Genomic DNA, 17,603 nt, shown 5'->3' with positions numbered 1-17,603 from the left:
CATGACCAAAGGCTTTTATGTGGCTACGCAAGTCCCTACAGGTAGCCGTACGGATCTCAAGTAAGGAAAGGCCATGTCTGTAGCGGTGATTCAAATGGTCAGCCAGAGCGATGTGCTGGCCAATCTGGCCCAGGCCCGTCGGCTGCTCGAGCAGGCGGCGGCCGGTGGTGCGCAACTCGCCGTCCTGCCGGAAAACTTCGCCGCCATGGGCCGTCGCGACATTGCCGACATCGGCCGCGCCGAGGCGTCGGGCGAAGGCCCGATCCTGCCATGGTTGAAACAGACCGCCCGCGACCTCAAGTTATGGATAGTGGCCGGCACGTTGCCGTTGCCGCCGGTGGATCAGCCGAAGGCCAAAGTGCATGCCTGTTCGCTGCTGGTGAATGACCACGGCGAAACCGTTGCACGATATGACAAGCTGCACCTCTTCGACGTCGATGTGGCGGACAATCGCGGGCGTTATCGCGAATCCGATGACTATGCTTATGGCAGTGGGGTAGTGGTGGCGGACACGCCCGTCGGTCGAGTCGGGCTGACCGTGTGTTACGACCTGCGCTTCCCGGAGCTGTACAGCGAATTGCGCGCTGCCGGTGCGCAGTTGATTACCGCGCCGTCGGCCTTTACCGCGGTGACCGGCGCGGCGCATTGGGATGTATTGATTCGCGCGCGGGCCATCGAAACTCAATGTTATGTGCTCGCGGCCGCTCAGGGTGGAAACCATCCGGGGCCGCGAGAAACCTGGGGTCATGCGGCAATCATCGACCCGTGGGGGCGTGTGTTGGCGCAACAGGACCAAGGCGAGGCCGTGCTGCTGGCCGAACGCGATAGCAGCGAACAGGCGTCCATCAGGGCGCGGATGCCGGTGTCCAGTCACCGGCGCTTTTTCTCGCAGGGCGCACAGCGACCTGCCCGGAACGACGAATTTAAGGCGTAAAAATATGAGCGAGTTGTTGTCCTCCGTCAGTGAACACCTCCTTGCGCCCGGTGGCGTAACGATCGAGAGCCTGCAAGGTGTGCTCGGCGATCTGGCCGGTCCGGGTATCGATGCTGCGGATCTGTATTTCCAGGGGCAGATTTCCGAGTCCTGGGCGCTGGAAGACGGGATCGTCAAGGAAGGCAGCTTCAACCTCGACCAAGGTGTCGGTGTGCGAGCGCAATCGGGTGAGAAAACCGGTTTTGCCTACAGCAATGCCATTACTCTCGAAGCCCTTGGCGCTGCGGCCCGTGCCGCGCGTTCGATCTCGCGCGCCGGTCAGAACGGCACGGTGCAAGCGTTCACCACTCAGGATGTCGCCCAGTTGTATGGGCCGGACAACCCATTGGAAGTGATGACCCGTGCCGAGAAAGTCGAATTGCTCAAACGCATCGACGTCGCGACTCGTGCCCTCGATCCGCGTATCCAGCAAGTCACCGTGAGCATGGCCGGCGTCTGGGAGCGAATCCTCGTGGCCTCCACCGATGGCGGCCTGGCCGCCGATGTACGACCGTTGGTGCGCTTTAACGTTAGCGTGATCGTCGAGCAGAACGGTCGCCGTGAGCGCGGGGGGCATGGCGGTGGTGGTCGTACCGATTACCGTTATTTCCTCAGCGATGACCGTGCCATGGGCTATGCCCGTGAAGCGTTGCGTCAGGCGCTGGTCAACCTCGAGGCCATCCCTGCGCCGGCCGGTACGTTACCGGTGGTGCTGGGTTCGGGCTGGTCCGGCGTGTTGCTGCACGAAGCAGTCGGCCACGGCCTGGAAGGCGACTTCAACCGCAAGGGCAGTTCCGCCTACAGCGGGCGCATGGGCGAGATGGTTGCGTCCAAGCTGTGCACCATTGTTGATGACGGCACGCTGGCCGGTCGTCGCGGTTCCCTGAGCGTTGATGATGAAGGCACACCGACCGAGTGCACCACGCTGATCGAAAACGGCGTACTCAAAGGCTACATGCAAGACAAGCTCAACGCCCGTCTGATGGGGGTGGCCCGTACCGGTAACGGTCGCCGCGAATCCTACGCGCACCTGCCAATGCCGCGCATGACCAACACCTACATGCTGGCGGGCGAAAGCGACCCGGCGGAAATCATCGCCTCGGTGAAACGCGGCATCTACTGCGCCAACCTTGGCGGCGGCCAGGTGGACATTACCAGCGGCAAATTCGTGTTCTCCACCAGCGAGGCGTACCTGATCGAAGACGGCAAGATTACTGCCCCGGTCAAAGGCGCGACGTTGATCGGCAACGGCCCGGAAGCCATGAGCAAGGTGTCGATGGTCGGTAACGATCTGGCGCTGGACAGCGGTGTGGGGACGTGTGGCAAGGATGGGCAGTCGGTGCCGGTGGGTGTCGGCCAGCCAACGCTGAAAATCGATGCGATCACTGTGGGTGGCACAGGATCTTGAGGAATGGAGCTTCGGGTGAACTGCAATGCAGCTCACCCGATTCGAGATTTAACGCAAACCGCGTTGAGTCTCGTCCAGTTCACGGATGTACTTGAAGATTTTACGGCTCGATGCCGGTGGCTTGTTGGTCGCCAGTTCGTGCTGGGCCTGACGGATCAGGGAGCGCAATTGCTGGCGATCAGCCTCCGGGTAGTCGACGACGAACTTCTCCAGGACCGCATCGTCGCCCGCGATCAAGCGATCGCGCCAGCGTTCCAGGCCATGGAAACGTTCGTTGTACTGCCGAGTGGAGGCATCGAGTTGATCGAGCAAAGTCAGAATGGCGTCAGTGTCCTGATCGCGCATCAGTTTGCCGATGAACATAAGGTGCCGTTTACGCGCGATATTCGCGGTGTGCTTGGGAGCATCGGCCAGTGCCCGGCGCATAGCGTCGGTCAACGGCAGTTTTGCCAGCAAGTCAGGCTTGAGCGTTGTAAGGCGCTCGCCGAGGTCAACCAGAGCATGAAGCTCGCGTTTAACCTGGGATTTGCTTTTTTCTCCCGTATCGAGGGAGTCGTCGTAAGAATCAACCATGGTGGCCGTCCGCAAAGAAACGCCGCCATGATAACCAGTCGGGGGCCGCTTGTCCGGCCCGGTCGCTCGAAGGCCCCAGCCGAAAGCAGAATTTGAGTGGAGAACAGCATGAGTGCAGTTGAAAGCGTCGGCCCACAAGCGTTGCCGGCACTGCAAGAACAAGTCGAGCAGATCATCGCTGAAGCCAAGCGCCAGGGCGCCAGTGCCTGTGAAGTGGCGGTATCCCTGGAGCAGGGTCTGTCGACCTCGGTGCGTCAGCGAGAAGTCGAAACCGTCGAATTCAACCGCGATCAGGGCTTTGGCATCACCTTGTACGTTGGCCAGCGCAAAGGCTCGGCCAGCACCTCTGCCAGCGGTCCGGAGGCGATTCGCGAAACCGTCGCCGCCGCATTGGCCATCGCCAAGCATACTTCCGAAGACGAAGCTTCGGGCCTGGCGGACGCCGCGCTGATGGCCAAGGATCTGCAGGATTTCGACCTGTTCCACCAATGGGACATCACCCCGGAACAAGCCATCGAAATGGCCTTGAGCTGTGAAGCGGCGGCGTTTGCCACCGACAGCCGGATCAAGAACGCCGACGGCACCACCCTCAGCACTCATCAGGGCTGCCGCGTTTACGGCAACAGCCACGGTTTTATCGGTGGTTATGCGTCGACCCGGCACAGCCTGAGCTGCGTGATGATCGCCGAGGCCGACGGCCAGATGCAGCGCGATTACTGGTATGACGTCAACCGTCAGGGCAGCTTGCTGGCCGACCCGGTGAGCATCGGCCAGCGTGCCGCGCAACGGGCGGCGAGCCGTTTGGGCGCGCGTCCGGTGCCGACCTGTGAAGTGCCAGTGCTGTTTTCCGCGGAACTGGCCGGTGGTTTGTTCGGCAGTTTCCTCTCGGCGATTTCCGGCGGCAGTCTGTATCGCAAATCATCGTTCCTCGAAGGCACGCTGGGGCAGAAGTTGTTCCCGGAATGGCTGACCCTCGATGAGCGTCCGCACCTGATGCGCGCCATGGGCAGTTCGGCGTTCGATGGAGACGGTTTGGCGACCTACGCCAAACCGTTCGTCGAAAACGGCGAGTTGGTGTCGTACATTCTCGGCACGTACTCCGGCCGTAAGCTCGGGATGCCGAGCACCGCGAATGCCGGCGGCGTGCACAACCTGTTCGTCAGCCATGGCGACGAAGACCAGGCAGCCTTGTTGCGCCGCATGGGTCGCGGCCTGCTGGTAACAGAATTGATGGGCCAGGGCCTGAGCATGGTCACCGGCGATTACTCCCGTGGCGCGGCGGGTTACTGGGTCGAGAACGGCGAAATCCAGTTTGCGGTCCAGGAAGTCACCATCGCTGGCAATATGCGCGACATGTTCAAACAGATCGTTGCGGTGGGTAACGACCTGGAATTGCGTAGCAACATTCGCACAGGTTCGGTGCTGATCGAGCGGATGACGGTAGCGGGTAGCTAAGGCTTCACCGTTAAACAAAAAGGCGCGCCACCCATCGTTGGGTGGCGCGCCTTTTTTTGCGTTGATTTTCTCGGGGTTGTTTGTGTTTGCCATCATCGCCCACAACATCCCCGAAGGCATGGCGGTGGGTGTATCGGCGGGCGGTGGCATGCCCGATGCCAATAGCCTGGCCATGGGCATCGCCTTGCAGGATGTGCCGGAAGGTCTGGTGATTGCGCTGGTATGAAGATTCCCGAGTCGCGCCGCAGTGGTCACGACAAGATTGCAAGTCTTGGGCTGCTGATCGGGTTTTGTTGGCCTGAAGCTGCTACAGGGCGAGTACTTACTCGCCTTCGCCAAAGTAGTCGTTGATTAAAGCCAACAATGCCTGCAGCGCCTCATCAGCCTTTTCGCCTTCGGTGCTCAGGTAGATCTTGGTGCCCTTGCCAGCGGCCAACATCATCATTGCCATGATGCTTTTGCCGTCGACCGTGGATTCCGGTGTGCGTCCTACTCTGATCGCGCAATCCTTGTATTCACCGGCGACGCCAACGAATTTTGCAGAAGCGCGGGCATGCAGGCCCAGTTTGTTGATGATTTCAATTTCCAGAGCAGGCATCGCGGTGTGAATCCTTTAGCTGAGGTCGCGGTGGCGAACCTGGACGTTCTTCAGGGTTTTTTGCAAGGCCTGGCCCAGACGTTCGGTCAGGTAGACGGAGCGGTGATGCCCGCCGGTGCAGCCAATGGCAATGGTGACATAAGCACGGTTGCTGGCGGCGAAGCGTGGCAGCCATTTGAGCAGGTATGTGGAAATATCCTGGAACATCTCTTCAACATCCGGTTGCGCCGCCAAGTACTCGGCGACCGGTTGATCGAGCCCGGAATGATCGCGTAACTCTGGCTTCCAATAGGGATTGGGCAAGCAACGCACGTCGAACACCAGATCGGCGTCCACCGGCATGCCACGCTTGAACCCGAAAGACTCCACCAGAAATGCAGTACCGGGCTCCGGCTGGTTCAGCAAGCGCAGCTTGATGGTATCGCGCAGCTGATACAGGTTCAGGTTGGTGGTGTTTACTTTCAGATCGGCGAGGTCGGCAATCGGCCCGAGCAGGTTGGTTTCATCGTTGATGGCTTCGGCCAGTGAGCGATTGGCACTGCTCAGCGGGTGACGCCGGCGGGTTTCCGAGAAGCGTTTGAGCAAGGTTTCTTCGTCGGCGTCCAGATAAAGCACATCACACTGGATATGCCGGCTGCGCACTTCTTCCAGCAACTCTGGAAACCGCGACAAGTGACTTGGCAAGTTGCGCGCATCAATGGATACGGCAACCAGCGGTTGTGCCAGCTCGGTGTGAATCAACGCGCGTTCGGCCAGTTCCGGCAACAGGCCGGCGGGAAGGTTGTCGATGCAGTAGTAGCCGTTGTCCTCGAGAACATCGAGCGCGGTACTTTTACCTGAGCCGGAGCGGCCACTGACGATGATCAAGCGCATGATTACTGACCGTTTTGCTCGTCCAGGACAACCTGATACAAGGCTTCATTGCTCGGGGCGCTGCGCAGTTTTTCGCGCACTTCCTTACGATCGAGCATGCTGGCGATCTGGCGCAGAAGCTCCAGGTGCGCATCGGTGGCAGCTTGCGGGACCAGCAGAACGAACAGCAGGTCAACCGGGGCACCGTCGATGGCGTCGAAATCGATGGGGGCGTCGAGGTGCATCAAGGCACTGATAGGCGAGTTGCAACCCTTCAGGCGACAGTGGGGAATGGCGATGCCGTTGCCAAAACCGGTGGAACCGAGTTTTTCACGGGCAATCAGAGCCTCGAAAACATCTTGCATCTCCAGATCCGGCACTTCGCGGTGGATAAGGTTGGCAATTTGCTCGAGGGCTTTCTTTTTACTGCCGCCCGGCACGTTCACGAGGGAACGGCCGGGGGTCAGGATGCTTTCAAGTCGGATCATGGGTTGGGAGTGTTAACGACCGGTCGCGCCCTGGAGGAGGCTTTGGGTCTTTTCCTTATGCTTTTTGAGTTGTTTATCCAGCTTGTCGGTCAGTGCGTCGATCGCCGCGTACATATCGGTATGCTCCGCGTTTGCGACCACTTCATTGCCGGGAATATGCAGCGTGGCTTCGATTTTCTGCTTGAGCTTTTCGACCGTCATCGTGACTTGCACGTTGGTGATCTTGTCGAAATGCCTCTCTAATCGTTCGAGTTTTTCGCCGATGTAGGTGCGAAGAGGTTCGGTCACTTCCAGTTGGTGTCCACTGATGTTGACTTGCATACAGCTTCTCCTTCGTTGCCAGTGCATAAAGCGGCAGGCAGAAATGCCTGCCACTGGAACGCTGTGGCGTGGCTCTACATCAACCGCTTGCGTTCGCTCGAAGGCGCGATCCCTAGGGATTCGCGGTACTTGGCGACGGTGCGGCGAGCCACCTGAATGCCTTGTGCCTCCAGTAAACCAGCGATCTTGCTGTCACTCAACGGCTTTTTCTGATTTTCCGCCGCAACCAGTTTTTTGATGATCGCGCGGATCGCCGTAGACGAGCATTCACCGCCCTCAGAGGTGCTGACGTGACTCGAAAAAAAGTATTTCAGTTCATATATGCCCCGTGGGGTATGCATGAATTTCTGCGTGGTCACCCGTGAAATCGTCGACTCGTGCATGCCCACCGCTTCGGCGATGTCATGCAGGACCAGCGGTTTCATGGCTTCGTCGCCGTATTCAAGAAATCCGCGCTGATGCTCGACGATCTGAGTGGCTACTTTCATCAGGGTTTCGTTGCGGCTTTGCAGGCTCTTGATAAACCAGCGGGCCTCTTGCAACTGATTACGCATGAAAGTGTTGTCGGCGCTGGTGTCGGCGCGGCGCACGAAACCGGCGTATTGAGCATTGACGCGCAGTCGCGGCACGGACTCCTGGTTCAGTTCCACCAGCCAGCGCTCGTTGTCCTTGCGTACGATCACGTCGGGAATGACGTATTCGGCTTCGCTGGACTCGATTTGCGAGCCTGGGCGCGGGTTGAGGCTCTGGACCAGTTCAATCACTTGGCGCAGTTCATCTTCCTTGAGCTTCATGCGACGCATCAGCTGGCTGTAATCGCGGCTGCCGAGCAGGTCGATGTAATCGGTGACCAGGCGTTTGGCCTCGACCAGCCAAGGGGTCTTGGCAGACAACTGACGCAATTGCAGCAGCAGGCATTCGCCCAGGTTACGGGCGCCGATGCCAGCGGGTTCGAATTGTTGGATGCGGTGCAGGACGGCTTCGATTTCGTCCAGTTCGATGTCCAGTTCCGGATCGAAGGCTTCGAGAATCTCCTCGAGGGTTTCGTCCAGGTAGCCCTGATTGTTGATGCAGTCGATCAGGGTCACGGCGATCAGGCGATCGGTGTCGGACATCGGTGCCAGATTCAGTTGCCACAGCAGGTGGCTTTGCAGGCTTTCGCCGGCCGATGTGCGGGTGGTGAAATCCCACTCGTCGTCATCGTTGCTCGGCAGGCTGCTGGCGCTGGTCTGGTAGACGTCTTCCCACGCGGTATCGACGGGCAGCTCGTTGGGAATGCGCTCGTTCCAGTCGCCTTCCTCAAGGTTGTCCACCGTCGGGGCGGTTTCCTGGTAGGAAGGTTCCGAAACATCGGCGTTGGGTGGCTGTTCGGCTTTGTCGGCCAAGGGGTCGGCGTTATCGAAGTCGTCGCCTTCTTCCTGGCGTTCGAGCATCGGATTTGACTCCAGGGCCTCCTGGATTTCCTGTTGCAGGTCCAGGGTCGACAATTGGAGCAGCCGGATGGCCTGCTGCAGCTGCGGTGTCATCGTCAGCTGCTGGCCCATTCTCAAGACTAGCGATGGTTTCATGGCAGGGGCTTAACACCTTATTCGCCGGCGCACATGCGCCATCCACTACAGGGCGCCGGGGCGCCAAACATAAGCAAATTATATGCCTGAAACTGCAACGTTTGCCTAGAGCGCTGTAACAATAAAAAAGTATTGATTTTTATCGAGACAAGCGCTCGGTCGACTAGCCAGACACCTCAGTGCTTACAGGCGGAACTCATGGCCCAGATACACTTCCTTGACCAGGTCGTTGGCCAGGATGGTGGCAGAGTCACCTTCGGCAATCAGCTGGCCATCGTTGACGATGTAAGCAGTTTCGCAGATATCCAGGGTTTCACGGACGTTGTGGTCAGTGATCAATACGCCAATGCCCTTGGCCTTGAGGTGATAGATGATCTGCTTGATGTCGCCCACCGAAATCGGGTCCACGCCGGCGAACGGTTCGTCGAGGAGGATGAATTTCGGGTTGGTGGCCAGTGCCCGGGCGATTTCCACGCGGCGGCGTTCACCACCGGACAGACTCATGCCGAGGTTGTCGCGGATGTGGCTGATGTGGAATTCCTGCAGCAGGCTTTCCAGCTCTTTGCGACGACCGGTCTTGTCGAGCTCCTTGCGGGTCTCGAGGATTGCCATGATGTTGTCGGCTACCGAGAGTTTGCGGAAGATCGATGCTTCTTGCGGAAGATAGCCGATACCGGCCTTCGCACGACCGTGCATAGGCTGGTGGCTGACATCCAGATCGTCAATCAGTACGCGGCCCTGATCGGCCTGTACCAAGCCAACAATCATGTAGAAACAGGTGGTCTTGCCGGCGCCGTTGGGACCCAGCAGGCCGACGATCTGACCGCTGTCGATCGACAGGCTGACGTCGCGCACGACCTGACGGCTCTTGTAGCTCTTGGCCAGATGCTGAGCTTTCAGAGTTGCCATTACGGGGCCTTTTGCTCTTCGGTTTTCTTTTTCGGCTGGATCACCATGTCGATCCGCGGACGCGACTCGGTGACCTTGCTGCCCGTAGCGCGACCGGCGCTGGCGAGCTTTTTGTTGGTGTCATAGACGATTTTCTCGCCCTGGGTCACGTTGCCGTCCTTGTCGATGACCTTGGCGCGGTCGATCAGCACGACACGGTCTTGCGAGGCGTGGTACTGGATAGTGACGCCATAGCCTTGAACCGGCTTTGTATCGCCTGCCGTTTGCAGTTGCTCGAAGTAGGCGAGGTTGCCCACCGAAGTCACTACGTCGATATCGCCGGCTGGGGTGCGGGTCATGGTCACAGTATTGCCGGTGACCTTCATCGAGCCCTGGGTGATGATCACGTCACCTTTATAGGTGGCAATGCCGTTCTTGTCGTCCAGTTGGGCATCGTCCGCCTGGATGCGGATAGGCTGCTGTTGATCGTCCGGCAGAGCCCAGGCGCTCACGCTTCCCAGTGCTGCGCTCAGGCCGAGCAAAATAGGGAGGGTTTTAACGAGCCTCATACTGTCCTCTTACGTTCGATAGCAGGTGTATCCTGCTTTCTTTCAAATACGCCTTCATTCCCTTGCCAGTCGAGACACCACCAGCGCCGTCGATTCTAACGGGTTGATCGGTCTGCGCATATTGCTGCTGCGGGAACACTGTCATGCGGGTGGTGGTAATCAGCGTCTTGCGGTTTTTCTCGTCGAAACGCGTGATTCGCACCGAGTCGATCAGTTCGACCTGAGTGCCATCCGGATTGACTTCGCCACGTTCGCTCTGGACGTGCCAGGGGAATTGGGTGCCGCGGAATAGGTTCAGATCCGGATTGGTCAACAGCGTCACTTCGGTCGCCTTCAGGTGTTCGACCTTGTCGGACGTCATTTCGTATTGCAGTTTACCGTCCGGCAGGTACTGCACGCTGTGGGCGTTGACCGCGTAATAGTCGATCGCGGTTTCATCGACCTTTGCCAGTGGCTGGTCGAGGAAGCGTTCCGGGCTGATGTTCCAGTAGCCGACCGCCGCGAATATCGCTGCGATGCAACCGAACACCAGGAATTTGCGAATCTTTTTGCTCAGCATAGTTGGCTCACAAGTACGCGGCGTTGGCCGCATCGAGACGGCCCTGGGCGCGCAGGATCAATTCGCAGAACTCGCGAGCGGCACCCTCGCCACCACGAGCCTGGGTGATGCCGTGGGCGTGTTCACGGACGAAACTGGCAGCATTGGCCACCGCCATACCCAGCCCGACGCGGCGAATCACCGGCAGGTCCGGCAGGTCGTCGCCGAGATAGGCGACTTGCTCATAGCTTAGGTTGAGTTGGGCAAGAAGCTCGTCGAGCACCACCAGTTTGTCTTCGCGTCCCTGGTACAGGTGTGGAATACCGAGGTTCTTCGCTCTCCGCTCGACCACCGGGGTCTTGCGGCCGCTGATGATAGCGGTCTGCACGCCGGCTGCCATCAACATCTTGATGCCTTGGCCATCGAGGGTGTTAAACGTCTTGAATTCGCTGCCGTCTTCAAGGAAGTACAGGCGTCCGTCGGTCAGTACGCCATCGACGTCGAAAATCGCCAGCTTGATGTTCTTGCCGCGTTGCAACAGGTCGGTGCTCATCACATTACTCCTGCGCGCAGCAGATCGGACAGGTTGAAGGCGCCGATCGGACGGTCTTCCTTGTCGACTACCACCAGCGCGTTGATTCGATGGTCTTCCATGATTTTCAGGGCTTCGGCTGCCAGCATATCGGCCCGGGCGGTCTTGCCATGAACGGTCATGACCTCGTCGATGGTCGTTTGGTGGATGTCGATGGTTCGGTCAAGGGTGCGGCGTAAGTCGCCGTCGGTGAAGATCCCGGCCAGTTTGCCGTCGGCCTCCAGGATCGCGGTCATGCCCAGGCCCTTGCGGGTCATTTCCATCAGCGCGTCCTTGAGGAGCGTGCCACGTTGCACCTGGGGCAGTTCTGCGCCAGCGTGCATGACGGTTTCCACTTTCAGCAGCAGGCGTCGGCCAAGTGCGCCACCGGGGTGGGAAAAAGCGAAATCTTCAGCGGTAAAACCGCGTGCTTCCAGCAGCGCAACCGCCAGGGCGTCGCCCATGACCAGCGCGGCCGTGGTCGACGAGGTCGGTGCCAGGTTAAGCGGGCAGGCTTCGTGCTCGACGTGCACGTTGAGATTGACCTCGGCAGCCTTGGCCAGCTGTGAGTCAGGGTTGCCGGTCATGCTGATCAATTGAATGCCCAGACGCTTGATCAGCGGCAGCAGGGTGACGATTTCATTGGTGGAGCCGGAGTTAGACAGCGCCAGGATGATGTCGTCGCGGGTGATCATGCCCATGTCACCGTGGCTGGCTTCGGCAGGGTGCACGAAAAAGGCCGTGGTGCCGGTGCTGGCCAGGGTGGCGGCGATCTTCTTGCCGATGTGCCCGGATTTGCCCATGCCGACCACGACCACGCGGCCTTTGCTGGCCAGAATCATCTCGCAAGCGCGTACGAAATCTGCGTCGATACGGGGCAGCAAGCCTTGTACGGCTTCCAGTTCGAGGCGGATGGTGCGTTGAGCAGATTGAATCAGGTCGCTGGATTGGCTCATGTCTGAAATCGTATAGCCTGATGAAAAGGCGGCGATTATAACGGTAATGATCGAAACCCTCACGCAAGTTCGTCGCGCTTTGTCATTCCCTGTTACCGAATACCCCTCAATAGAAGCTTTTGCCCTGTCATGTTGCTCAACATGGCCCGGCGTGGGCCTTGGGCGCTTGGCCTTTGCAGTGATATAGTTCGCCGCCAGTTCGGCCTGCCCGGGAGGTATGTGCTTTCGTCAGAAAGTCAGGCGTCCGAGTGAGAGGCTGCATCGCAAGGAGTTTAGATGAGTGCCGATAAAGCCTACGCGGTCGAGCTGAAGGGACTGACCTTCAAGCGCGGTGCGCGCAGCATTTTCAATAACGTCGATATACGTATCCCGCGCGGCAAGGTTACCGGCATCATGGGGCCTTCCGGCTGTGGCAAGACTACACTGTTGCGGCTGATGGGCGCACAGTTGCGGCCCACCAAAGGCGAAGTCTGGGTCAACGGGCAGAACCTGCCGAAGCTGTCGCGCAGTGATCTGTTCGATGCGCGCAAGCACATGGGCGTGCTTTTTCAGAGCGGTGCACTGTTCACCGATCTCGATGTGTTCGAGAACGTTGCCTTTCCGCTACGCGTTCATACCGAACTGCCGGAAGAAATGATCCGGGACATTGTCCTGCTCAAATTGCAGGCCGTGGGCTTGCGTGGCGCCATCGACCTGATGCCTGACGAGTTGTCCGGCGGCATGAAGCGTCGTGTCGCTCTGGCCCGGGCGATTGCCCTCGATCCGCAAATCCTCATGTACGACGAGCCCTTTGTCGGCCAGGACCCCATCGCCATGGGCGTGCTGGTGCGACTGATCCGCCTGCTCAACGATGCGCTGGGCATCACCAGTATCGTGGTCTCTCACGACCTGGCCGAGACCGCGAGCATCGCCGATTACATCTATGTCGTCGGCGAAGGCCAGGTGTTGGGGCAGGGCACTCCCGAGGAACTGATGAACTCGCAGGAGCCACGCATCCGTCAATTCATGACGGGCGAGCCGGACGGTCCGGTCGCCTATCACTTTCCAGCGACGGATTACCGCGCAGATCTTCTGGGGAAGCGTTGATGCGCAAGATTTCACTGATAGAGCGGGTTCGCCGGTTCGGCCACGCTGGCATTGACGTGCTGGGGGTGTTCGGCCGTTCGGCGATATTCCTGTTTCATGCCTTGCTCGGCCGTGGTGGCATTGGTGGCGGTTTTGGCCTGTTGATCAAGCAACTGCATTCAGTGGGCGTGATGTCCCTGGTGATCATCGTGGTCTCCGGGGTATTCATCGGCATGGTGCTGGCGCTGCAAGGCTTCAATATTCTATCCAGCTACGGTTCGGAGCAGGCGGTCGGCCAGATGGTTGCGCTGACGTTGTTGCGCGAACTGGGGCCCGTGGTCACGGCATTGTTGTTCGCCGGGCGCGCCGGTTCGGCATTGACTGCCGAAATCGGCAACATGAAGTCCACCGAGCAGTTGTCCAGTCTGGAAATGATTGGTGTCGATCCGCTCAAGTACATCATTGCCCCCCGCCTGTGGGCCGGCTTCATTTCCCTTCCTGTGCTGGCGATAATCTTCAGCGTGGTGGGCATCTGGGGTGGTTCATGGGTGGCCGTCGACTGGCTGGGCGTCTATGAAGGTTCCTACTGGTCGAACATGCAGAACAGCGTGACCTTTGCTGACGATGTGCTCAACGGCATCATCAAAAGCATCGTTTTCGCCTTTGTCGTGACCTGGATCGCCGTATTCCAAGGCTATGACTGCGAGCCCACTTCCGAGGGGATCAGTCGTGCCACTACCAAGACCGTGGTGTATGCCTCTTTGGCTGTACTCGGCCTGGACTTTATTCTGACCGCCTTGATGTTTGGAGATTTTTGATGCAAAACCGCACCCTGGAAATCGGTGTCGGCCTTTTCTTGCTGGCTGGCATCCTGGCTTTGCTGTTGCTGGCGTTGCGGGTGAGTGGCCTGTCCCCGAGCGCAACCACCGATACTTATAAAACTTATGCGTATTTCGACAATATCGCCGGTTTGACTGTCAGAGCTAAAGTGACCATGGCCGGTGTGACTATCGGCAAGGTCACGGCGATCGATCTGGACCGCGACAGTTTCACCGGTCGAGTGACCATGCAGCTGGAAAAGCGCGTAGATAACCTGCCGACTGACTCCACTGCATCTATCCTGACCGCTGGTCTGTTGGGCGAGAAGTACATCGGTATCAGCGTGGGCGGGGAAGAAACCTTGCTCAAGGATGGTTCAATCATCCACGACACGCAGTCGTCGCTGGTGCTTGAGGACCTGATTGGTAAATTTCTGCTCAATACCGTAAGCAAAGACGCCAAATGAGGAGCTTTTGAATGATCTCTACCTTGCGACGTGGCCTGTTGGTATTACTCGCAGCCCTGCCGTTGGTGGCTAACGCCGTGGCGGCGCCTTCGGCGCACGATCTGGTACAGGACACCACGACCCGGTTGCTGGCGGATCTTGCCGCCAACAAAGAAAAGTACAAACAAGATCCGCAAGATTTTTATACCGCGCTGAACACCATCGTCGGGCCTGTGGTGGATGCCGAAGGCATTTCCAAAAGCATCATGACGGTCAAGTATTCACGCAAGGCCACGCCTGCGCAGATGAAGACCTTTGAAGAAAATTTCAAAAAGGGTCTGTTCCAGTTTTATGGCAACGCTTTGCTCGAGTACAACAATCAGGGGATCGTCGTCGACCCTGCCAAGGATGAGTCGGGAGACCGTACAAGCGTTGCCATGACGGTCAAAGGTGCCAACGGTGCGATCTTTCCTGTGTCTTACACACTCGAAAAGATCAGTGGCGAGTGGAAACTGCGTAACGTAATCATCAACGGCATTAACATCGGCAAGTTGTTCCGTGATCAGTTCGCTGATGCGATGCAGCGCAATGGTAACGACCTGGACAAGACCATCAATGGTTGGGCCGGGGAAGTCGCCAAAGCCAAGGAAACCAGCCAGAAGCAAACCACCGAGACGCAAGCTCAATGAGTGTGTCGGCCATTCGCATGAGCGAAACCGGCGAGCTGACGCTTAGCGGCATGCTGGATTACCGCACCGGCCCAGGCTTGCGCAAGCAGGGGCAGGCGCTGATCAAGTCCAGCAAGGCCGATGCGCTGGTGGTCGATTGCTCGGCGGTGTTGAAGTCCAGCAGTGTCGGCTTGTCGCTGTTGCTGTGCTTCATGCGTGATGCAGAGGAGGCCGGCAAGGCGCTGAGCATCCGTGGAATGCCAGAAGATATGCGCGAAATCGCTCAGGTCAGTGAATTGACCGAGCTGTTGGCGCATCCCTAACCATCATCAATAAAGAAGCCCCCCGTCAGAGTCCTGCTTCGCGGGGTTCGCAGGCGCAGGGCTTTTTTGTATGATGTCCGACCCGCGCGCACAGGGCGCCGATTGAGGTTGAGCATGCAGGCCGTAGAAGTGAAGAGCTTCCTTGAAGGAAAGCTGCCCGGAACGTTGGTAGAAGTTGAGGGCGAAGGCTGCAACTTTCAGCTGAACGTGATTAGCGATGAACTGGCGGCGTTGAGCCCGGTGAAGCGTCAGCAGCAGATCTATGCCCATTTGAACCCATGGATCACCGATGGCAGCATCCATGCGGTCACTATGAAATTTTTCAGCAGCGCGGCCTGGGCCGAGCGCACCTGAGCCCAAGGGCGTCGAGATTCTTATGGATAAATTGATTATTACCGGTGGCGCTCGTCTTGATGGCGAGATCCGCATTTCCGGGGCAAAGAACTCTGCCCTGCCGATCCTGGCCGCCACCTTGCTGTGCGATGGCCCGGTTACCGTGGCCAACCTGCCGCACCTGCACGACATCACCACCATGATCGAGCTGTTCGGTCGCATGGGTATCGAGCCGGTGATCGACGAGAAGCTCAGCGTCGAAATCGACCCGCGCACCATCAAGACCCTGATCGCACCGTACGAACTGGTTAAAACCATGCGTGCGTCGATTCTGGTGCTGGGCCCGATGGTTGCCCGTTTCGGTGAAGCCGAAGTTGCACTGCCTGGCGGTTGCGCCATCGGTTCGCGTCCGGTTGACCTGCACATCCGTGGCCTCGAAGCCATGGGCGCGGTCATCGACGTCGAAGGCGGCTACATCAAGGCCAAGGCACCTGAAGGCGGCCTGCGCGGTGCGCACTTCTTCTTCGACACCGTCAGCGTGACCGGTACCGAAAACATCATGATGGCGGCCGCTCTGGCCAAGGGCCGCAGCGTCCTGGCCAACGCCGCTCGTGAACCTGAAGTCGTCGACCTGGCGAACTTCCTGATCGCCATGGGCGCCAAGATCACTGGCGCCGGCACCGACACCATCACCATCGATGGCGTCGAGCGTCTGCACCCGACCACGTACAAAGTGATGCCTGACCGTATCGAAACCGGCACCTACCTGGTCGCGGCTGCCGTGACCGGCGGTCGTGTGAAGGTCAAGGACACTGATCCGACCATCCTCGAAGCCGTTCTTGAGAAACTCAAGGAATCGGGCGCGGAAATCACCTGCGGCGAAGACTGGATCGAGCTGAACATGCACGGCAAGCGGCCAAAAGCCGTCAACGTGCGGACCGCTCCGTACCCGGCGTTCCCGACGGACATGCAAGCGCAGTTCATCTCCCTCAACGCCATTGCCGAAGGCACCGGTGCCGTGATCGAGACGATCTTCGAGAACCGCTTCATGCACGTTTACGAACTGCACCGCATGGGCGCCAAGATCCAGGTCGAAGGCAACACTGCCATCGTCACCGGTACCGAGAAGCTGAAAGGCGCGCCAGTCATGGCCACCGACCTGCGTGCTTCGGCCAGCCTGGTGATCTCGGCGCTGATCGCTGAAGGTGACACCCTGATCGACCGCATCTACCACATTGACCGTGGTTACGAGTGCATCGAAGAGAAACTGCAGATGCTCGGCGCCAAGATTCGCCGCGTACCGGGCTAGTTTCTGCTGCATGGGCGCAGGGACGCGCCCGTTGATTTCGCTTCAAGTCGAGGGTGTCTTTTCATTATTGAGAAAGCCCTCGAAGTGTGTTCGGCGCCGTTTGCGACCGGGCATGAGTACCTTGATAAGGACTGACGTTTCCCATGTTGACCATCGCACTGTCCAAGGGCCGCATCCTTGACGACACCTTGCCGCTTCTGGCTGAAGCGGGCATCGTGCCGACCGAGAATCCGGACAAGAGCCGCAAGCTGATCATCCCCACGACTCAGGCCGATGTGCGGCTGCTGATCGTGCGCGCCACCGATGTGCCGACGTATGTCGAGCATGGTGCCGCTGACCTGGGCGTCGCCGGTAAAGATGTGTTGATGGAATATGGCGGCCAAGGTTTGTACGAGCCTTTAGACCTGCGAATTGCCCTCTGCAAGCTGATGACCGCTGGCCGTGTCGGCGATGTCGAGCCCAAGGGCCGTTTGCGGGTGGCGACCAAATTCGTCAACGTCGCCAAGCGCTACTACGCCGAACAGGGCCGCCAGGTCGACATCATCAAGCTTTACGGCTCGATGGAACTGGCGCCGCTGATCGGTCTTGCAGACAAGATCATCGACGTGGTCGACACCGGCAACACCCTGCGCGCCAATGGCCTGGAACCCCAGGATTTCATTGCCGACATCAGCTCCCGGCTGATCGTCAACAAAGCTTCGATGAAAATGCAGCACGCCCGTATCCAGGCGTTGATCGACACCCTGCGCAAGGCAGTGGAGTCTCGACACCGCGGCTGATTCACCCGCGCGACGTTAAGTCGCGCCCGTCTATCCGCCTCATAGCCAGAATTCTCAGGTGCCCAAGCGGATCGATGGTAGCTTCGGGTACCTGAGTTTTCGCC

General features: G+C 58.8%; 22 protein-coding genes and 1 pseudogene. 12 read left to right on the top strand and 11 right to left on the bottom strand.

Annotated features, from left to right (window positions below):
- Nucleotides 1–73: 73 nt before the first annotated feature.
- Both ACYZTX_RS26040 and tldD read left to right on the top strand, forming a co-directional pair.
- Complete coding sequence (locus ACYZTX_RS26040; RefSeq protein WP_462036449.1) at nucleotides 74–934, top strand: carbon-nitrogen hydrolase family protein; 861 nt, start codon at nucleotides 74–76, stop codon at nucleotides 932–934.
- 4 nt (nucleotides 935–938) lie between these two features.
- The gene (tldD, locus tag ACYZTX_RS26035) at nucleotides 939–2,381 is read left to right on the top strand and encodes a metalloprotease TldD (RefSeq protein ID WP_033058018.1); all 1,443 of its coding nucleotides are present in this window, start codon (nucleotides 939–941) and stop codon (nucleotides 2,379–2,381) included.
- A 48-nt stretch (nucleotides 2,382–2,429) separates the two neighbouring features.
- Here the strand turns inward: tldD and yjgA are convergent, their stop codons facing one another.
- A complete protein-coding gene (gene yjgA / locus ACYZTX_RS26030) occupies nucleotides 2,430–2,954 on the bottom strand; it encodes a ribosome biogenesis factor YjgA (RefSeq protein ID WP_033058015.1) in 525 nt (174 codons plus the stop codon).
- 108 nt (nucleotides 2,955–3,062) lie between these two features.
- Between yjgA and pmbA the strand changes: the two genes are divergently transcribed.
- Nucleotides 3,063–4,409 carry a metalloprotease PmbA gene (pmbA, locus tag ACYZTX_RS26025; protein ID WP_462036448.1) on the top strand — a complete coding sequence of 449 codons (1,347 nt, stop codon included), beginning with the start codon at nucleotides 3,063–3,065 and terminating at the stop codon, nucleotides 4,407–4,409.
- Nucleotides 4,410–4,485: 76 nt separating this feature from the next.
- Nucleotides 4,486–4,760, top strand: a pseudogene (locus tag ACYZTX_RS26020) (hypothetical protein); the annotation flags it as partial.
- Here ACYZTX_RS26020 and ACYZTX_RS26015 read toward each other — a convergent pair.
- From ACYZTX_RS26015 to ACYZTX_RS25970, 10 genes are all read right to left on the bottom strand, one after another.
- Nucleotides 4,732–5,007, bottom strand: a complete 276-nt coding sequence (locus ACYZTX_RS26015; protein WP_462036447.1) for an HPr family phosphocarrier protein — start codon at nucleotides 5,005–5,007, stop codon at nucleotides 4,732–4,734. The pseudogene ACYZTX_RS26020 and the gene ACYZTX_RS26015 overlap by 29 nt on opposite strands.
- A gap of 15 nt (nucleotides 5,008–5,022) precedes the next feature.
- The gene (gene rapZ, locus ACYZTX_RS26010; RefSeq protein WP_462036446.1) at nucleotides 5,023–5,880 is read right to left on the bottom strand and encodes an RNase adapter RapZ; all 858 of its coding nucleotides are present in this window, start codon (nucleotides 5,878–5,880) and stop codon (nucleotides 5,023–5,025) included.
- A 2-nt stretch (nucleotides 5,881–5,882) separates the two neighbouring features.
- A complete protein-coding gene (gene ptsN, locus ACYZTX_RS26005) occupies nucleotides 5,883–6,347 on the bottom strand; it encodes a PTS IIA-like nitrogen regulatory protein PtsN (protein ID WP_462036445.1) in 465 nt (154 codons plus the stop codon).
- A 12-nt stretch (nucleotides 6,348–6,359) separates the two neighbouring features.
- On the bottom strand, nucleotides 6,360–6,668 hold the full coding sequence (hpf, locus tag ACYZTX_RS26000; RefSeq protein ID WP_007941242.1) for a ribosome hibernation-promoting factor, HPF/YfiA family: 309 nt from the start codon (nucleotides 6,666–6,668) through the stop codon (nucleotides 6,360–6,362).
- A 74-nt stretch (nucleotides 6,669–6,742) separates the two neighbouring features.
- Entirely contained in the window at nucleotides 6,743–8,236 is a 1,494-nt protein-coding gene (locus ACYZTX_RS25995; RefSeq protein ID WP_462036444.1) for an RNA polymerase factor sigma-54, read from the bottom strand.
- 183 nt (nucleotides 8,237–8,419) lie between these two features.
- On the bottom strand, nucleotides 8,420–9,145 hold the full coding sequence (gene lptB, locus ACYZTX_RS25990) for an LPS export ABC transporter ATP-binding protein (RefSeq protein ID WP_282375090.1): 726 nt from the start codon (nucleotides 9,143–9,145) through the stop codon (nucleotides 8,420–8,422).
- The gene (lptA, locus tag ACYZTX_RS25985; protein WP_449643231.1) at nucleotides 9,145–9,693 is read right to left on the bottom strand and encodes a lipopolysaccharide transport periplasmic protein LptA; all 549 of its coding nucleotides are present in this window, start codon (nucleotides 9,691–9,693) and stop codon (nucleotides 9,145–9,147) included. Before lptA ends, lptB begins: the two co-directional genes overlap by 1 nt.
- The gene (lptC, locus tag ACYZTX_RS25980; RefSeq protein WP_462036443.1) at nucleotides 9,680–10,252 is read right to left on the bottom strand and encodes an LPS export ABC transporter periplasmic protein LptC; all 573 of its coding nucleotides are present in this window, start codon (nucleotides 10,250–10,252) and stop codon (nucleotides 9,680–9,682) included. The genes lptA and lptC overlap by 14 nt, the downstream gene beginning before the upstream one ends.
- Before the next feature lie 7 nt (nucleotides 10,253–10,259).
- On the bottom strand, nucleotides 10,260–10,784 hold the full coding sequence (locus ACYZTX_RS25975; protein WP_282375095.1) for a KdsC family phosphatase: 525 nt from the start codon (nucleotides 10,782–10,784) through the stop codon (nucleotides 10,260–10,262).
- Nucleotides 10,784–11,758 (bottom strand): KpsF/GutQ family sugar-phosphate isomerase, encoded by a 975-nt coding sequence (locus tag ACYZTX_RS25970; RefSeq protein WP_462036442.1) that lies wholly within the window; start codon nucleotides 11,756–11,758, stop codon nucleotides 10,784–10,786. Before ACYZTX_RS25970 ends, ACYZTX_RS25975 begins: the two co-directional genes overlap by 1 nt.
- Before the next feature lie 276 nt (nucleotides 11,759–12,034).
- Here ACYZTX_RS25970 and ACYZTX_RS25965 point away from each other — a divergent pair, with 276 nt between their 5' ends.
- The 8 genes from ACYZTX_RS25965 (at nucleotide 12,035) to hisG (ending at nucleotide 17,499) form a co-directional block, all read left to right on the top strand.
- Nucleotides 12,035–12,844 (top strand): ATP-binding cassette domain-containing protein, encoded by an 810-nt coding sequence (locus ACYZTX_RS25965; RefSeq protein WP_059403257.1) that lies wholly within the window; start codon nucleotides 12,035–12,037, stop codon nucleotides 12,842–12,844.
- Entirely contained in the window at nucleotides 12,844–13,641 is a 798-nt protein-coding gene (gene mlaE / locus ACYZTX_RS25960) for a lipid asymmetry maintenance ABC transporter permease subunit MlaE (RefSeq protein ID WP_462036441.1), read from the top strand. The genes ACYZTX_RS25965 and mlaE overlap by 1 nt, the downstream gene beginning before the upstream one ends.
- Nucleotides 13,641–14,108, top strand: coding sequence for an outer membrane lipid asymmetry maintenance protein MlaD (gene mlaD / locus ACYZTX_RS25955; protein WP_462036440.1), 468 nt, complete (start codon nucleotides 13,641–13,643; stop codon nucleotides 14,106–14,108). The genes mlaE and mlaD overlap by 1 nt, the downstream gene beginning before the upstream one ends.
- Before the next feature lie 11 nt (nucleotides 14,109–14,119).
- Complete coding sequence (locus ACYZTX_RS25950) at nucleotides 14,120–14,776, top strand: MlaC/ttg2D family ABC transporter substrate-binding protein (RefSeq protein WP_347803525.1); 657 nt, start codon at nucleotides 14,120–14,122, stop codon at nucleotides 14,774–14,776.
- Nucleotides 14,773–15,078: an STAS domain-containing protein gene (locus ACYZTX_RS25945; protein ID WP_462036439.1), complete on the top strand. Its 306-nt coding sequence runs from the start codon at nucleotides 14,773–14,775 to the stop codon at nucleotides 15,076–15,078. The genes ACYZTX_RS25950 and ACYZTX_RS25945 overlap by 4 nt, the downstream gene beginning before the upstream one ends.
- A 114-nt stretch (nucleotides 15,079–15,192) precedes the next feature.
- Entirely contained in the window at nucleotides 15,193–15,432 is a 240-nt protein-coding gene (locus ACYZTX_RS25940) for a BolA family protein (RefSeq protein ID WP_007912386.1), read from the top strand.
- A gap of 22 nt (nucleotides 15,433–15,454) precedes the next feature.
- Nucleotides 15,455–16,720: a UDP-N-acetylglucosamine 1-carboxyvinyltransferase gene (gene murA / locus ACYZTX_RS25935; protein WP_462036438.1), complete on the top strand. Its 1,266-nt coding sequence runs from the start codon at nucleotides 15,455–15,457 to the stop codon at nucleotides 16,718–16,720.
- Between the two features lie 143 nt (nucleotides 16,721–16,863).
- Nucleotides 16,864–17,499: an ATP phosphoribosyltransferase gene (gene hisG / locus ACYZTX_RS25930; RefSeq protein WP_007901570.1), complete on the top strand. Its 636-nt coding sequence runs from the start codon at nucleotides 16,864–16,866 to the stop codon at nucleotides 17,497–17,499.
- Nucleotides 17,500–17,603: the final 104 nt, after the last annotated feature.

It is taken from the genome of Pseudomonas sp. MDT1-17 (assembly GCF_054898105.1).
The sequence above is the reverse complement of the archived record's forward strand: the minus strand, read 5'-3'. Positions and strand labels throughout refer to the sequence as shown.

What these genes read in the sequence shown, in the direction of transcription:
- ACYZTX_RS26040 (WP_462036449.1), top strand. Translation starts at nt 74, where the DNA reads ATGTCTGTAGCGGTGATTCAAATGGTCAGCCAGAGCGATGTGCTGGCC.
- tldD (WP_033058018.1), top strand. Translation starts at nt 939, where the DNA reads ATGAGCGAGTTGTTGTCCTCCGTCAGTGAACACCTCCTTGCGCCCGGT.
- yjgA (WP_033058015.1), bottom strand. Translation starts at nt 2,954, where the DNA reads ATGGTTGATTCTTACGACGACTCCCTCGATACGGGAGAAAAAAGCAAA.
- pmbA (WP_462036448.1), top strand. Translation starts at nt 3,063, where the DNA reads ATGAGTGCAGTTGAAAGCGTCGGCCCACAAGCGTTGCCGGCACTGCAA.
- ACYZTX_RS26015 (WP_462036447.1), bottom strand. Translation starts at nt 5,007, where the DNA reads ATGCCTGCTCTGGAAATTGAAATCATCAACAAACTGGGCCTGCATGCC.
- rapZ (WP_462036446.1), bottom strand. Translation starts at nt 5,880, where the DNA reads ATGCGCTTGATCATCGTCAGTGGCCGCTCCGGCTCAGGTAAAAGTACC.
- ptsN (WP_462036445.1), bottom strand. Translation starts at nt 6,347, where the DNA reads ATGATCCGACTTGAAAGCATCCTGACCCCCGGCCGTTCCCTCGTGAAC.
- hpf (WP_007941242.1), bottom strand. Translation starts at nt 6,668, where the DNA reads ATGCAAGTCAACATCAGTGGACACCAACTGGAAGTGACCGAACCTCTT.
- ACYZTX_RS25995 (WP_462036444.1), bottom strand. Translation starts at nt 8,236, where the DNA reads ATGAAACCATCGCTAGTCTTGAGAATGGGCCAGCAGCTGACGATGACA.
- lptB (WP_282375090.1), bottom strand. Translation starts at nt 9,145, where the DNA reads ATGGCAACTCTGAAAGCTCAGCATCTGGCCAAGAGCTACAAGAGCCGT.
- lptA (WP_449643231.1), bottom strand. Translation starts at nt 9,693, where the DNA reads ATGAGGCTCGTTAAAACCCTCCCTATTTTGCTCGGCCTGAGCGCAGCA.
- lptC (WP_462036443.1), bottom strand. Translation starts at nt 10,252, where the DNA reads ATGCTGAGCAAAAAGATTCGCAAATTCCTGGTGTTCGGTTGCATCGCA.
- ACYZTX_RS25975 (WP_282375095.1), bottom strand. Translation starts at nt 10,784, where the DNA reads ATGAGCACCGACCTGTTGCAACGCGGCAAGAACATCAAGCTGGCGATT.
- ACYZTX_RS25970 (WP_462036442.1), bottom strand. Translation starts at nt 11,758, where the DNA reads ATGAGCCAATCCAGCGACCTGATTCAATCTGCTCAACGCACCATCCGC.
- ACYZTX_RS25965 (WP_059403257.1), top strand. Translation starts at nt 12,035, where the DNA reads ATGAGTGCCGATAAAGCCTACGCGGTCGAGCTGAAGGGACTGACCTTC.
- mlaE (WP_462036441.1), top strand. Translation starts at nt 12,844, where the DNA reads ATGCGCAAGATTTCACTGATAGAGCGGGTTCGCCGGTTCGGCCACGCT.
- mlaD (WP_462036440.1), top strand. Translation starts at nt 13,641, where the DNA reads ATGCAAAACCGCACCCTGGAAATCGGTGTCGGCCTTTTCTTGCTGGCT.
- ACYZTX_RS25950 (WP_347803525.1), top strand. Translation starts at nt 14,120, where the DNA reads ATGATCTCTACCTTGCGACGTGGCCTGTTGGTATTACTCGCAGCCCTG.
- ACYZTX_RS25945 (WP_462036439.1), top strand. Translation starts at nt 14,773, where the DNA reads ATGAGTGTGTCGGCCATTCGCATGAGCGAAACCGGCGAGCTGACGCTT.
- ACYZTX_RS25940 (WP_007912386.1), top strand. Translation starts at nt 15,193, where the DNA reads ATGCAGGCCGTAGAAGTGAAGAGCTTCCTTGAAGGAAAGCTGCCCGGA.
- murA (WP_462036438.1), top strand. Translation starts at nt 15,455, where the DNA reads ATGGATAAATTGATTATTACCGGTGGCGCTCGTCTTGATGGCGAGATC.
- hisG (WP_007901570.1), top strand. Translation starts at nt 16,864, where the DNA reads ATGTTGACCATCGCACTGTCCAAGGGCCGCATCCTTGACGACACCTTG.